The following is a 13,385-nucleotide window of genomic DNA, read 5'->3' as shown; positions in this document are numbered from 1 at the left end:
CTCCTTGTCGCCTGCGCGCCGCGCAGGCCGTGTCAGACGATCTGCTTGAGCGCCGCGTCGAGCGCGAGCACGGCGACGCGGTCGCCCTCGGTCGCGAGCGGCGTGCGCATCACGATCTGCCGGTTATGGCCGACGGCCGCCGGCGAATCCCACAGCAACTCGACCTTCGGCCGCCGGAACGGGCTGCCGCGACGCGGCGGCACCGCCGCCGGCTGCGCACCCTGCTCGCCGGCGGCGGGCGCGGCCCGGCCGGGCCAGCGCACCGACAGCTCGCGCGCGTCGTATTGGCCGACCTTGCGGCTTTCCATCCAGACGATCGCGGTACGCGTGAGGGTGTCGAGCGAAATCGCATAGCGGCCGACCGCGAAGCGGCGGGCAGCCACGTTGGTGCGCCACAGCGGCCGCGGGCGGCACATCCACACGATCGCCGCATAGAGCGCCGGCGCGGCGACGAGCCAGCCGTTGGTCGCCGTCACCGCGTGCAGTGCGCGCCGCCAGCCGGCCGTCCACGCGAACGCGCCGATCGACCACACGGCAAACAGGAAACCGATCAGCGCGAAGACGCGCAACGCCTGGCGCAGCCACTGCGGCAGCGGATGGAACGGCCGCTCGGCGCGCGCGGCGGCGCCCGGCAGCGCCAGCAGCAGGAAGATCAGCACGAGGTAGACGAACGCCCAGGGCGACGACACCATCGCCGACAGCGACGCGCGATAGCCCATCTGGGACATCGAGAACAGCCAGCGCGCGAACAGCACGAGACCGATCGCGCGCAACGCGAAGATCACGCCGGCGCCGGGGGCCGGCGCTGCGCGCGTGGTTTTCGTTCTCGCCAAGACTGCTCTCCTCTCGATGTTCGTGCGGGGGGCCGGATTTCACGGCACGGCCATTATAGGGACATTACCGTCTGGACAGACGGCGGGATGGCGCGCTGGACCGCTTCCGGGGCCGTTCGCGGCGCCGGGCGCGGCGAGAATACAACAGATCCGCGCCGCAGATGTGACAACGCCCCGCCGGAAACCCGGACGGGGCGTCGGTGACGGCCGCGCACCTGCGCGGCCGGCAGCCCGGCATCAGCTTGCGTTGACTTCGCGCAGCACCGTGCGGTGCTTTTGGCGCAGCAGTTCTTCGTAGCCCTTCACGTAGTTCTGCGCCATCACCTTCGACGAGAAACGTGCTTCGAACGCAGCGCGAACCTTCTCGCGCGGCAGCGTATCGAGGCGCTTGAGCGCCGCGACGGCCGACAGTTCGTCTTCGACGACGAAGCCCGACACGCCGTTGTCGATCACTTCCGGCACCGAGCCGCGCTTGAACGCGATCACCGGCGTGCCGCATGCCATCGCTTCGATCATCACCAGACCGAAAGGCTCCGGCCAGTCGATCGGGAACAGCAGCGCATGCGCATTGCCCAGGAATTCGGTCTTTTCCGACTCGCTGATTTCGCCGATGTACTCGACGTGCGGCAGCGCGAACAGCGGCTTGATCTTCTCTTCGTAGTACGCGCGGTCAGCCTTGTCGAGCTTCGCGGCGATCTTGATCGGCAGGCCGGCCTGCTCGGCGATGCGGATGGCCGTATCGACGCGCTTTTCCGGCGAGATGCGGCCGAGGAACGCGAGGTAGCTCGGCTTCACGTTCGGGATCGGCGTCAGCAGGTTTTCCGGCAGGCCGTGATAGACGGTCGACAGCCAGTTCGCCTGCGGCAGCGGGATGCGCTGGTTGTCGGAGATCGACACGACCGGCACGTCGCTGAATGCGTTGAAGATCGGCTGCAGTTCCGGCAGGTCGAGACGGCCGTGCATCGTCGTCAGATGCGGAACCGGCTGGCGCGAGAACAGCGAGAACGGGTAGTAGTCGATGTGGCAGTGCAGGACGTCGAACTCTTCCGCGCGGCGGCGCACCTGCTCGAGGAGCAGCATGTGCGGCGCCATCACGTCGCGGATCGTCGGGTCGAGGCGCAGCGCCTGCGGCCAGCACGCTTCGAGCTTCGCGGAAGTTTGCGAATCGCCGCTCGCGAAGAGCGTGACGTCATGCCCCATCTCGACAAGTGCTTCGGTCAGATAAGACACCACTCGCTCGGTACCACCGTACAGCTTCGGGGGAACCGCTTCGTGCAACGGAGCGATTTGGGCGATTCGCATGCGTAACTCCTAAAAAATCGGCAAAAAACCAGGTATGGGTCGGCAACCTGCCGGCAGTCCGGGCTGGATGCATTTCGTCCGACCATCGGACGAATCAGCCTGCCGGGAGCGTCGAAACCCGCGCTGCTCAAGGAGCGTCGGCGACGCGACAGGCATAGAACGTTTGAAACGAAGACCCGTTGACAGGGGTTCGTAAAAAACCTGGAATCGAACCCGGAGCCGATTATCTAGGGTTAATCCCGATACGGCGCACAACATTTCAAACACTTTACTTTGTTACAAAGACGCAACACTTTGCAACCCGCGGACTTGGGTGTCCGTTCTAGAGTGGAAGGCCCTTTTGGCGCTCCGAGTCATCTCGTCGCTGTCGGCATGCGATTCCGGCATATGCGGCAGGACGGATGCCGGATTTTATCTCAAAATTGATCGCACGCCCCTGACCAAGGCAAGATTCGCGCATGCGCAATGCACGGCCTTGTTTACAATGCCGGATTATTCAGTCCGGGCGATCGCCGGCTGCGATCCAGCCGCCACGCTCAATCACCGAATCACCGCACGCATATTTTGGAATCTCTCACCCCTGCCCAGCGCAACGCCCATAACGCGAAGCTGTCGAGCTACGCGCATCGGCCGATCGCGTTCCTGTTCCGCTACATCCGCCTGCATCCCGTCGCGCACCTCATCGTGCTCTGCAGCGTGCTGGCCGCCGTCGGCTGCGCGCTCGGCTCGCAATACGCGATCAAGCACCTGATCGACGTGCTCGCGGCCGGGCGCCATCATCCGGGCCCGCTGTGGAGCGCCTTCGCGCTGCTCGTCGGGCTGATCGCGGCCGACAACCTGTTGTGGCGCGTCGGCGGCTGGGTCGCCGCGCACACCTTCGTCGCGGTTACCGGCGACCTGCGGCGCGACCTGTTCCAGTATCTGAGCGGCCATTCGCCGACGTACTACTCGGAGAAGCAGCCCGGCACGCTCGCGAGCCGCATCACCGCCACGTCGAACGCCGTCTATACGTCCGAGAACACGATGGCGTGGAACGTGCTGCCGCCGTGCATCGCGGTGATGGGCGCGATCCTGATGATCATCGTCGTGAACCCGCTGATGGCCGCCGGCCTGCTCGGCTGCTCGGCCGTGCTCGCCATCGTGCTGTTCAAGCTCGCCGGGCGCGGCTCCGCGCGCCACCACGCGTTCGCGTCGAAGGCGGCCGCGGTCGACGGCGAGCTCGTCGACGTGATCGGCAACATGGGCCTCGTGCGCGCATTCGGGATGACGCTGCGCGAACAGAAGCGCTTCGGCGCGACGGTCAAGGCCGAGATGGACGCGCGCCAGCAAAGCCTGCTCTATCTCGAGAAGCTGCGCCTGCTGCACGCGGTGATCACCGCGATGCTGTCGGCCGGCCTGCTCGGCTGGGCGCTGTGGCTGTGGGACCAGGGCCGCGCGACCTCCGGCGACATCGTGCTCGTCAGCTCGCTCGGCTTCACGATCCTGCACGGCACGCGCGATCTCGCGGTCGCGCTGGTCGACGTCACGCAGCACGTGGCACGCCTGTCCGAAGCCGTGAAGACGCTGCTCGAGCCGCACGGGATGCCGGACCGCTCCGATGCGCAGCCGCTGTCGGCCAAGGGCGGGCGCGTCGACTTCGAACGCGTGACGTTCGCATATCCGCATCGCCGCGCGATCCTCGATCACTTCGACCTGCACATCGAACCGGGCCAGCGCGTCGGCCTGATCGGCAAGTCGGGCGCCGGCAAGTCGACGGTGCTCGCGCTGCTGCAACGCTTCTACGACACGCAGGACGGCGCCGTGAAGGTCGACGGCCAGGACGTGAAGGGCATCACGCAGGACAGCCTGCGCCACGCGATCGCGCTCGTGCCGCAGGACATCTCGCTGCTGCACCGGACGATCTACGACAACATCGCGTACGGCCGCCCCGAGGCGACCCGCGAGGAAGTGCTCGCCGCCGCGCGCGACGCGCGCTGCTCGGAATTCATCGAGGCGATGCCGGAAGGCTACGACACGATCGTCGGCGATCGCGGCGTGAAGCTGTCAGGCGGCCAGCGCCAGCGCATCGCGATCGCGCGCGCGATCCTGAAAGACGCACCGATCCTGCTGCTCGACGAAGCAACCTCCGCGCTCGACAGCGCGTCGGAAGAAGCGATCCAGGCCGCGCTCGACCGCCTGATGGTCGGCCGCACGGTGATCGCGATCGCGCACCGGCTGTCCACGCTGCGCAACTTCGACCGGATCATCGTGATGAACAACGGCAAGGTGATCGACGACGGCAACCCCGACGTGCTGCGCAATCGTCCGGGCCTGTACCGCGACCTGCTCGCGAAGCAGCACGGTCGTCATCACGCCCCCGACGGCACCACGCCGACCGGCGAACGCGCGGCCTGACGCCGCGGCGCGCACCCGATAAAAAAGCCGCCGTGCTCGACGCACGGCGGCTTTTTTCATCCCTCATCTCGTCACGCAGCGTGCCGGCTACACGTGCTGCAGGTCGCGCAGGAAGTTGTCGCGCCACACCGACACGTTGTTCTCGCGCAGCTGCGCGATCATGTCCGCGTAACGCGCTCGCCGTTCGACGAGCGGCATCGTCAGCGCCTGCGACAGCGCATCGGCCATCCCGTCGATATCGATCGGATTGACGATCAGCGCGCCCGTCAGCTCGCGCGCGGCACCCGCGAAGCGCGACAGCACGAGCACGCCCGGATCGTCCGGATTCTGCGCGGACACGTACTCCTTCGCGACGAGATTCATCCCGTCGCGCAGCGGCGTCACGAACCCCACGCGCGCCAGCCGGTACAGCGCGGCGAGCACCTGCCGGTCGTACTGGCGATGAATGTAGAGGATCGGCGCCCAGTCGAGCTCCGCGTAGCGGCCGTTGATGCGGCCCGACTCCGCTTCGAGCTGCAGGCGGATGTCCTGGTATGCGCGCAGGTCGGCGCGCGTCGACGGCGCGATCTGCAGGAACGACACGCGGTTGCGAATCGACGCCTGATGTTCCAGCAACTTTTCGAACGCGCGGAACCGCTCGACGAGCCCCTTCGAATAGTCGAGCCGGTCGACGCTCATGATCAACTGGCGCCCGCGCAGCGACGTCGCCAGCGTGCGCACCGCCTTGCCATGCTCGCCCGCCTGCGCGAGCGACGCGATCTCGTCCGGATACACGCCGATCGGATAGGCGGCCGCCCGCAGCGTCTTGCCGAACGCGCTCACGCGCACCGTGCGCCCTTCGCGCGCCACTTCGCCGGCCGCCTCGAACTCGATGTAGTCGCAGAATGCGCGCAGGTCGGGCTCGGTCTGAAAGCCGAGCAGGTCGAACGCGCACAGCGATTCGACGAGCTCGCGATGCGGCGGCACGTTGACGAGCACTTGCGCGGCCGGAAACGGGATATGCAGGAAAAAGCCGATGCGATTCTTCACGCCGGCGGCGCGCAGCGCACGCGCGAACGGGATCAGGTGATAGTCGTGCACCCAGATCACGTCGTCGTCCTGCAACAGCGGCACGAGCTGCTGCGCGAGCCAGACGTTCACGCGGCTGTAGCCGTCGAATTCGTGGCGATCGTACTGGATCAGATCCGCGCGATAGTGGAAGGCCGGCCACAGCGTCGCGTTCGAGAAGCCGCGGTAATACTGGTCGTAATCGCGGCGCGACAGACCGACGGTCGCGAACGTCACGGGCCCGCGCTCCTCGATGCGGATCTGCGGCGCCCCGGACGCGACCACCTCGCCGCTCCAGCCGAACCACATGCCGCCCGTCTCCTTCAGCGCATCGTAGACACCGATCGCGAGCCCGCCCGCCGCCGGTTCGCCTTCCGAAATCGGGGCGACGCGGTTTGAAACGATGATGAGTCGGCTCATGCGCCCGGCTGCTCCGCGTCGAGCCAGCGCGCGATCTGCGCGTGCAGCGCGTCGACCGAATCGAGCCGCGTCCGGGCCGACGTCTCGCCCGCGCCGATCTTGATCGACAGGCCGCCGCGCGCGTTGACCACCGCGAAACCCTTCTCGTCGGTCAGGTCGTCGCCCGCGAACAGCGCCACGCGGCCCGCGAACGGCGGCTCGTCGAGAAAGGCGGCCAGCGCACGGCCCTTGTCGACGCCCTTCGGCTTGATCTCGAACACCATCTTGCCGGGCTGCAGCACGTACGCATCGGCATATTCGGCAACCAGGCGCTCGGCCGCCTCGCGGGCGACCGGCTCGCGCTCGGGCGCATTGCGGTAGTGCAGCGCGACGGCCGCACCCTTGATTTCGAGCAGCATGCCCGGATGACGGTCGACGACGGACGCGAGCTCGCGCTCGATGCGCAGCAGCCGTTCGTCGTTGAAGCCGATGCGCTGCGTGTCGCCGTTCGCATCGCGCCGCTCGGCGCCATGCAGGCCGGCGATCGGCAGGCCGGGCATGTTCAGGAAGGTGTCGAGGTTGTCGATACCGCGACCCGACACGATCGCGACGGCGCCGTGCGAGCGGCGCCGCAGTTCATCGAGCTGCGTCAGCAGCGACGGCGGCACATGGATGCTGTCGGGCGTCGGTGCCAGCTCGACGAGCGTGCCGTCGAAGTCGAAGAAGAACGCGGTATCGGTCAGGGACAGGGAAGCCGGAACGGATTGCATCGATTCGATAGTCTGAGGGGCGACCGGCAAACGCCGGGCCGCCGCTGCGCGCATGGAATTGTGCGCATCTTACCGCGCCTGAGTACCGAGATGGGCGAAACCGCCGGATTGCGGGCCTTGCGCCGCGCGTCGCGTCAACTGCGACATATTGCCCCGCTCGCCTGCCCGTACGGTTTTCGAAAGGACGCCGGCGCGGGAAGTGCGCTACAGTCGGCAACCGCCGGCCGCGCGACGCATGGCGCCGCGCCGGCCGACGACCGTTCCATCCGATCGAGCCCCAGGATGTCGTCTGCCCGTTCCGCGCCGCCCCGGCGCCTCAACCGCTTCATCCGCACGGTCGCGGCGCTGGCCGCCACCGTCGCGCTCGCCGCCTGCACGCACGACGCGCCGAACTGGCACCTGACCAACGTCACCGGCCACCTGCCCGACCTGTCGTTCACGCTGACCGGCGGCGACGGCCACCCCGTGCATGCCGACGCATTTCGCGGTCGCGTCGCGCTCGTGTACTTCGGCTACACGCACTGTCCGGACGTCTGCCCCGAAACGATGGCGCGGCTGATGGAAGTGCTCGCGAAGCTCGGCCCGCAGGCCAGCGACGTGCGCATCCTGTTCGTCTCGGTCGATCCGGCGCGCGACACGCCGCAGGCGATGCAGTCGTACGTCGCCGCGTTCGACGCCGCGCACGCACGCGGGCTGACCGGCACCGACGGCCAGATCGAATCGCTCGCGAAGCGCTATCGCGTCGCGTACCAGATGGAAAAGCGCGATCCGTCCGGCGGCTACGAAGTCACGCACAGCTCGGCCGTCTACATCTTCGACGCAAACGGCCGCGCGCGCCTGCTCGCGACCGACCGCGATTCGCCCGACGCCATCGCCGCCGATGTGCGCCGGATCATCGACACTGCCTCCACCACCTGAATTCCGACATGAAGACGACCCTCAAGACGTTCGCCCTCCTCGCCGCACTGTGTACCGGCGCGCACGCGTATGCCGCCGGCGCGATCACCGCGCAGAATGCGTGGGTGCGCTGGCTGCCGAACCAGTTGCCCGCGGGCGGCTACGTGACGCTCGTCAACACGAGCGACAAACCGGTCGATCTCGTCGATGTCGACAGCCCCGACTACGGGATGGCGATGCTGCACCAGACCGTGTCGAACGGCTCGACGCAGAAGATGGAAATGGTCGACAAGCTGACGATCCCCGCCCGCGGCAAGGTCGACATCGCGCCGGGCGGCTATCACTTCATGCTCGAGGAGCCGAAGCACACGATCAAGCCGGGCGACACCGTGCACCTGCGCCTGAAGTTCTCCGACGGCGAAACCGTCGACACGCCGTTCGCCGTGAAGTCGCCGGCCCAGGCGAAGTGATGCGCGCGCGATGAACGTCCTGTACTGGCTCGATCCGTGGGAACCGTCGCCGACCGTGGTCATCGCGGTGCTGACGGCCGCCGTGCTGTTCGCGCGCGGCGTGAAGAAGGCGAAGGTGACGCCGCTGCGGCAATTCTCGTTCTGGTTCGGGCTGACGGCGCTCTACATCGCGCTGCATACGCGGCTCGACTATTTCTTCGAGCACGAATTCTTCATGCACCGCGCGCAGCACCTCGTGCTGCACCACCTGGGGCCGTTCTTCATCGCGCTTTCTTACCCGGGCGCGGCGATCCGCGCGGGCATCCCGTTTCGCTGGCGACAGCGCTTCGTGCGTCCCGCGCTCGCGTGGGCGCCCGTGCGCGCGACGCTCGACGTGGTGTTCCATCCGGTCGTCGCGGTCGTGCTGTTCGTCGGGCTGATCTATTTCTGGCTGCTGTCGCCGATCCACTTCGTCGCGATGCTCGACTGGCGTCTGTATCGCGTGATGAACTGGAGCATGGTGATCGACGGGCTGCTGTTCTGGTGGCTCGTCGTGGATCCGCGCCCCGCCCCGCCCGCGCGGCTGTCGCCGGGCCGCCGGATCCTGATCGTCGTCGCGGCCATCCCGCCGCAGATCGCGCTCGGCGCGCTGATCTTCTTCACGCCGCACGAGCTGTATCCGATCTACTCGATCTGCGGACGCGCGTTCACGTGGTTGAGCCCGCTGCGCGACCAGCAGATCGGCGGCCTGCTGCTATGGATTCCCGGTTCGATGATGAGCGTGATCGGTGCGCTGATCGCGCTGCGGCACTGGATGCGGCTGTCGGCACGCGGCCGTTTGATCGACGAGCGGGCTGCCGCCCGGCATGCCGAGCGCCCGTCGATGACACGCACCGCCCACTGACGGCGCGGCGCGTCAGCCGCGCGCGCGGGTCATCCACACGTGCGGGATGCCGTCCTCGTCGTGCACGTCCGAGTTCGGCGTAAAGCCGAATGCTCCGTAGAAACGCTGCAAGTGGGCCTGCGCATGCAGGCTCACCGGCGTATCCGGCCATTGCGCCCGGATGTGCTCGAGCGCGCGCGACAACAGCGCATTGCCGAGGCCCGCACCGCGAAACGGCGCGGTCGTCAGCACGCGGCCGATACGCACGTCGGTGTGCCGCGCATCCGGCAACAGCACGCGCAGGTAGCCGGCAACGCGCCCTTGCGCATCGTACGCAGCCAGGTGCCACGCAGCCTGGTCCGCATCGTCGATGTCGCGATACACGCAGTTCTGCTCGACGACGAACACGGCGCTGCGTGCGTCGAGGATCGAATAGACTTCACGCGCCGTCAGCGCGTCGAAGGATTTCCAGCGCCAGTCGAGATCGTCGGCGCGCGGGGATGCGGCAGGTGCGGAAGCGTTCATGGTCGGTCCGGATTCGGGCGCGCCGGCCGGCGCGCGAACAGCCATCGATTATGCCTCGAAGCGCGCGCGGCACACGACCACCGCTGTCATGCATGAAAAGGCCCCGCATTGCGCGGGGCCTGTCCGTCATGCCGGCATCTGGCCGAAGCGGCCGCTGTTGAAATCGTCGATCGCGGTCCGGATTTCCTCTTGCGAGTTCATCACGAACGGCCCGTAACCGACGACCGGTTCATCGATCGGCTCGCCGCTCAGGATCAGCAGCTTGGCGTCGCCGTTCGCTTCGAGCTCGACGTCGCGGCCGTCGCGGCCCAGTTGCACGAACTGCGCTTCGCGGGCGACCGTCTCGCCGTTCACCAGCAACGTGCCGCTCAGCACCACCACCGCGAGCGTACGCCCTTCAGCGATCGGGAACCGCACACGACCGCCTGCCGCAAGCCGCACGTCCCACACGTCGATCGGCGTATGCGTGCGGGCCGGGCCGCGCCGCCCGTCGAATTCGCCCGCGATGATCCGCGCGCGACCCGCGCCGTCCGGCAGTTCGACCACCGGGATGTCGGCGTCCAGAATCGTCTGATAGCCGGGCGCATTCATCTTGTCGGCGGCAGGCAGGTTCACCCACAACTGCACCATCTCGAGCGGACCGCCCCGCTTCGTGAACGCTTCGGAGTGGAATTCCTCGTGCAGAATCCCGCTTCCGGCCGTCATCCACTGCACGTCGCCCGGGCCGATCGTGCCGCCCGCGCCGGTCGAGTCGCGGTGTGCGACTTCGCCGTCATAGACGATCGTCACCGTTTCGAAGCCGCGGTGCGGGTGCTGGCCCACCCCGCGCGGTGCCGAAGCCGGCTCGAAGTTCGCCGGACCCGCGTAGTCGAGCAGCAGGAACGGGCTCAGGTGCGCACCGTGAGACTGATAGCTGAACATCGAACGCACCGGGAAACCGTCACCGACCCAATGGCCGCGCGGCGCACTGTAGACACCCTGGATCTTCTTCATTTGCCTTCTCCGAATTGCGGCGAAACACGTGTTTCGCATCCTGAGTAGCAATATAGAGGCGGAACGATCGATCCGGTAGACTGCCAAAATCGCACTCAGCGTTCTATTTCATGAACGATAACCACCGGGATCTGAACGATCTTTATTACTTCGTGCAAGTCGTCGAGCACGGCGGCTTCGCGCCGGCCGGACGTGCGCTGAACATGCCGAAATCGAAACTGAGCCGCCGTATCGCGCTGCTCGAGGCGCGGCTCGGGATGCGGCTGATCCAGCGTTCGACGCGCCGCTTCACGGTCACCGACGTCGGCCAGACCTACTACGCGCATTGTCGCGCGATGCTCGTCGAGGCGGATGCCGCCGACGAAGCGATCGCGCTGCTGCACGAGGAGCCGCGCGGCATCGTGCGCGTCAGTTGCCCCGTCGTGCTGCTCGACTCGCTGGTCGGCACGATGATCGCCGCGTTCATGGTCGCGTGCCCGCGCATCGAGATTCACCTGGAGGCGACCAACCGGCGCGTCGACGTGGTCGGCGAAGGGATCGACGTCGCGATCCGCGTGCGCCCGCCGCCGCTGGAGGACAGCGATCTCGCGCTGCGCGTGCTGGCCGAGCGCGGCCAGTGCCTCGTCGCGAGCCCCGCGTTGCTGCGCGAACACGGCGTGCCCGCCGTGCCTGCCGATCTCACGCGCCTGCCGAGCCTCGATCACGGCGTGCCGCAAGCCTCGCACGTATGGCGGCTGCGCGGCCCCGACGGCGCGCAGGCAGAAATCCACCACCAGCCGCGCCTCGTGACGGGCGGCATGCTCGCGCTGCGCGCGGCCGCCATTGCAGGCGTAGGCATCGTGCAGTTGCCGACCATGATGGTGCGCGACGAAGTCGCACGCGGCGAACTCGCGACCGTGCTGCCAGACTGGGCGCCGCGCCGCGAGATCGTGCATGCGGTGTTCGCATCGCGGCGCGGACTGCTGCCCGCGGTGCGCGCGCTGCTCGATTTCCTGGCTGAGCGGTTCGCCGAACTCGAACCCGATTGACCGGCTTCGCGCCGGCCTGCGCCGCCGTTTCTGCCGCGCGATGACGAACCAGACGCTGCAGACGGGCCGCGCGTGCCGTAGACTGCGGGACGCGCATCGCGCTTTTCACAACCCTTATTGCATTCCCGCCATGTTCACGCTGTCCAACGACCCTCACGCCTCCAAGGCCGAACTCTATGCGACGCTCGTCGAGCAGGCACGCGCGCTCGTCGAATCGGAACGCGACCTGACCGCAAACGCCGCGAACTTCTCCGCGCTCGTCTATCACTCGCTCGATCGCCTGAACTGGGCCGGTTTCTATTTCTTCGACGGAACGGAGCTCGTGGTCGGGCCGTTCCAGGGCAAGCCCGCGTGCGTGCGGATCGCGCTCGGCAAAGGCGTGTGCGGCACGGCCGCGCAGACCCGCGAGACGCAAGTCGTGCGCGACGTGCACGAATTCCCGGGCCATATCGCATGCGACGCCGCGTCGGAATCGGAAATCGTCGTGCCGCTGGTCGCGGCCGACGGCACGCTGATCGGCGTGTGGGACGTCGACAGCCCCGTCGCCGCGCGTTTCGACGACGAGGACCGCAACGGGATGGAAGCGCTGTGCCGCGTGTTCGTCGAACACGCGTGGGGCAAGGCACGCGGTCAATAAACGTTACGCTGCCGGTCGCGACTGTCGTGCGCGCGGAAGGCGCCGCGCGACCACACATGCAGAAGGGCCCTGTTCGGGGCCCTTTTTCGTTGCACTGCTGCTGCGTGCGGCCTGCCGTGCGTGTCAGGCCGCGTGCGTACCGGACAGCGCCTCGGACGCCTGCGGCGTCACGTCGTCCGTCAACACCTCGAAGCCCTGCTCCGTCACCACGACCATGTGCTCCCATTGTGCGGACAGCGAATGGTCCTTCGTGACGACCGTCCAGCCGTCGGCCAGCACGCGCGTATCGCGCTTGCCCGCATTCAGCATCGGCTCGATCGTGAAGATCATCCCCGGCCGCAACGGCACGCCGGTGCCCGGGCGGCCGTAGTGCAGCACCTGCGGCTCGTCGTGGTACACGTCGCCGATCCCGTGACCACAGTACTCGCGGACCACGCTGAACCCTTCGCGATGCGCGACCTGCTGGATCGCGTAGCCGACGTCACCGAGCGTCGCGCCCGGACGAACCGCGCGGATACCCGCATGCATCGCCTCATAGGTCGCCGCGACGAGGCGACGCGCGAGTTCGCCCGGCTCACCGGCGAAGTACATGCGGCTCGTGTCGCCGAACCAGCCGTCCTTGATCACCGCGATATCGAGGTTCACGATGTCGCCGTCGCGCAACGGCCGCGACGACGGAATGCCGTGGCAGACCACGTGGTTGACCGACGTGCAAAGCGTCTTCGGATAGCCGTGGTAGCCGATGTTCGCGGGAATCGCACCGAGCTCGTCGATGATGTATTCGCGGCAGAGTACGTCCAGGTCGTCGGTGGTGACGCCCGGCTTCACGTGCTCGGTGATCATCGTCAGCACCTGGGACGCGAGCTTTGCAGCCTCGCGCGACTTGGCGATTTCTGCGGCGCCGCGGATCGGGATTTCGCGCTTCGCCATTACGCCACCTGCTCGATGCCGTGTGCCACCGACTCCGTCGGTCCGGTATCGCCACCCTGCGCTTCGGCCTCGATCAGCATCCGGCAGATGTCGCCGTAGGATAGCGACGGATTGAGTTCCGACATCATCCCGACCCGCAGCCAGTGCTCCGCCTGCGCGTTGATCGAGCGGCTCAACGCCGTGCTGGTCGAGCGCAGCCGTTCGTGCATGTGCTCGGATATCTTGATGATTCCCATATGTCTCTAATTAAGCGAAATGTAGTCGTTTCGTATATTACGCTCGACATAGCCGTCGGGCA

The 13,385-nt window shown here is 67.3% G+C and carries 14 protein-coding genes; 6 read left to right on the top strand and 8 right to left on the bottom strand.

The window, feature by feature from the left end:
- Nucleotides 1–32 precede the first annotated feature (32 nt).
- Both DCN14_RS20215 and DCN14_RS20210 read right to left on the bottom strand, forming a co-directional pair.
- Nucleotides 33–833 (bottom strand): hypothetical protein, encoded by an 801-nt coding sequence (locus DCN14_RS20215; RefSeq protein WP_096507497.1) that lies wholly within the window; start codon nucleotides 831–833, stop codon nucleotides 33–35.
- Between the two features lie 237 nt (nucleotides 834–1,070).
- Nucleotides 1,071–2,135: a glycosyltransferase family 4 protein gene (locus DCN14_RS20210; protein ID WP_096507498.1), complete on the bottom strand. Its 1,065-nt coding sequence runs from the start codon at nucleotides 2,133–2,135 to the stop codon at nucleotides 1,071–1,073.
- A 564-nt stretch (nucleotides 2,136–2,699) separates the two neighbouring features.
- Between DCN14_RS20210 and DCN14_RS20205 the strand changes: the two genes are divergently transcribed.
- Entirely contained in the window at nucleotides 2,700–4,529 is a 1,830-nt protein-coding gene (locus DCN14_RS20205) for an ABC transporter ATP-binding protein (RefSeq protein ID WP_096507499.1), read from the top strand.
- An 87-nt stretch (nucleotides 4,530–4,616) separates the two neighbouring features.
- Here DCN14_RS20205 and otsA read toward each other — a convergent pair whose 3' ends face one another.
- Nucleotides 4,617–5,996, bottom strand: coding sequence for an alpha,alpha-trehalose-phosphate synthase (UDP-forming) (gene otsA, locus DCN14_RS20200; RefSeq protein ID WP_096507500.1), 1,380 nt, complete (start codon nucleotides 5,994–5,996; stop codon nucleotides 4,617–4,619).
- Entirely contained in the window at nucleotides 5,993–6,745 is a 753-nt protein-coding gene (gene otsB, locus DCN14_RS20195; protein ID WP_162826228.1) for a trehalose-phosphatase, read from the bottom strand. The genes otsA and otsB overlap by 4 nt, the downstream gene beginning before the upstream one ends.
- A gap of 282 nt (nucleotides 6,746–7,027) precedes the next feature.
- On the opposite strand from otsB, the gene DCN14_RS20190 reads away from it, so the two are divergent.
- Genes DCN14_RS20190 through DCN14_RS20180 form a run of 3 tightly spaced genes read left to right on the top strand, consistent with a single transcriptional unit; the run spans nucleotide 7,028 to nucleotide 8,995 of the window.
- Complete coding sequence (locus DCN14_RS20190) at nucleotides 7,028–7,663, top strand: SCO family protein (RefSeq protein ID WP_096507502.1); 636 nt, start codon at nucleotides 7,028–7,030, stop codon at nucleotides 7,661–7,663.
- A gap of 8 nt (nucleotides 7,664–7,671) precedes the next feature.
- A complete protein-coding gene (locus tag DCN14_RS20185) occupies nucleotides 7,672–8,112 on the top strand; it encodes a copper chaperone PCu(A)C (protein WP_096507503.1) in 441 nt (146 codons plus the stop codon).
- A 10-nt stretch (nucleotides 8,113–8,122) separates the two neighbouring features.
- Nucleotides 8,123–8,995 carry a cytochrome c oxidase assembly protein gene (locus DCN14_RS20180; protein WP_096507504.1) on the top strand — a complete coding sequence of 291 codons (873 nt, stop codon included), beginning with the start codon at nucleotides 8,123–8,125 and terminating at the stop codon, nucleotides 8,993–8,995.
- Nucleotides 8,996–9,007: 12 nt separating this feature from the next.
- Here the strand turns inward: DCN14_RS20180 and DCN14_RS20175 are convergent, their stop codons facing one another.
- Together DCN14_RS20175 and DCN14_RS20170 are read right to left on the bottom strand one after the other, a co-directional pair.
- Nucleotides 9,008–9,499, bottom strand: coding sequence for a GNAT family N-acetyltransferase (locus DCN14_RS20175; protein ID WP_096507586.1), 492 nt, complete (start codon nucleotides 9,497–9,499; stop codon nucleotides 9,008–9,010).
- Between the two features lie 126 nt (nucleotides 9,500–9,625).
- On the bottom strand, nucleotides 9,626–10,492 hold the full coding sequence (locus DCN14_RS20170) for a pirin family protein (protein ID WP_096507505.1): 867 nt from the start codon (nucleotides 10,490–10,492) through the stop codon (nucleotides 9,626–9,628).
- A gap of 110 nt (nucleotides 10,493–10,602) precedes the next feature.
- Here DCN14_RS20170 and DCN14_RS20165 point away from each other — a divergent pair, with 110 nt between their 5' ends.
- On the top strand, nucleotides 10,603–11,520 hold the full coding sequence (locus DCN14_RS20165; protein ID WP_096507506.1) for a LysR family transcriptional regulator: 918 nt from the start codon (nucleotides 10,603–10,605) through the stop codon (nucleotides 11,518–11,520).
- A gap of 130 nt (nucleotides 11,521–11,650) precedes the next feature.
- Entirely contained in the window at nucleotides 11,651–12,157 is a 507-nt protein-coding gene (locus DCN14_RS20160; protein WP_096507507.1) for a GAF domain-containing protein, read from the top strand.
- Nucleotides 12,158–12,280: 123 nt separating this feature from the next.
- Here DCN14_RS20160 and map read toward each other — a convergent pair whose 3' ends face one another.
- Both map and DCN14_RS20150 read right to left on the bottom strand, forming a co-directional pair.
- Nucleotides 12,281–13,087 carry a type I methionyl aminopeptidase gene (map, locus tag DCN14_RS20155; RefSeq protein WP_096507508.1) on the bottom strand — a complete coding sequence of 269 codons (807 nt, stop codon included), beginning with the start codon at nucleotides 13,085–13,087 and terminating at the stop codon, nucleotides 12,281–12,283.
- Nucleotides 13,087–13,323 carry a ParD-like family protein gene (locus DCN14_RS20150; protein WP_096507509.1) on the bottom strand — a complete coding sequence of 79 codons (237 nt, stop codon included), beginning with the start codon at nucleotides 13,321–13,323 and terminating at the stop codon, nucleotides 13,087–13,089. Before DCN14_RS20150 ends, map begins: the two co-directional genes overlap by 1 nt.
- Between the last annotated feature and the right edge of the window lie 62 nt (nucleotides 13,324–13,385).

Source organism: Burkholderia sp. IDO3, from assembly GCF_003366075.1.
Taxonomy (GTDB): domain Bacteria; phylum Pseudomonadota; class Gammaproteobacteria; order Burkholderiales; family Burkholderiaceae; genus Burkholderia; species Burkholderia anthina.
This window is presented reverse-complemented; position numbering and strand designations above follow the sequence as displayed.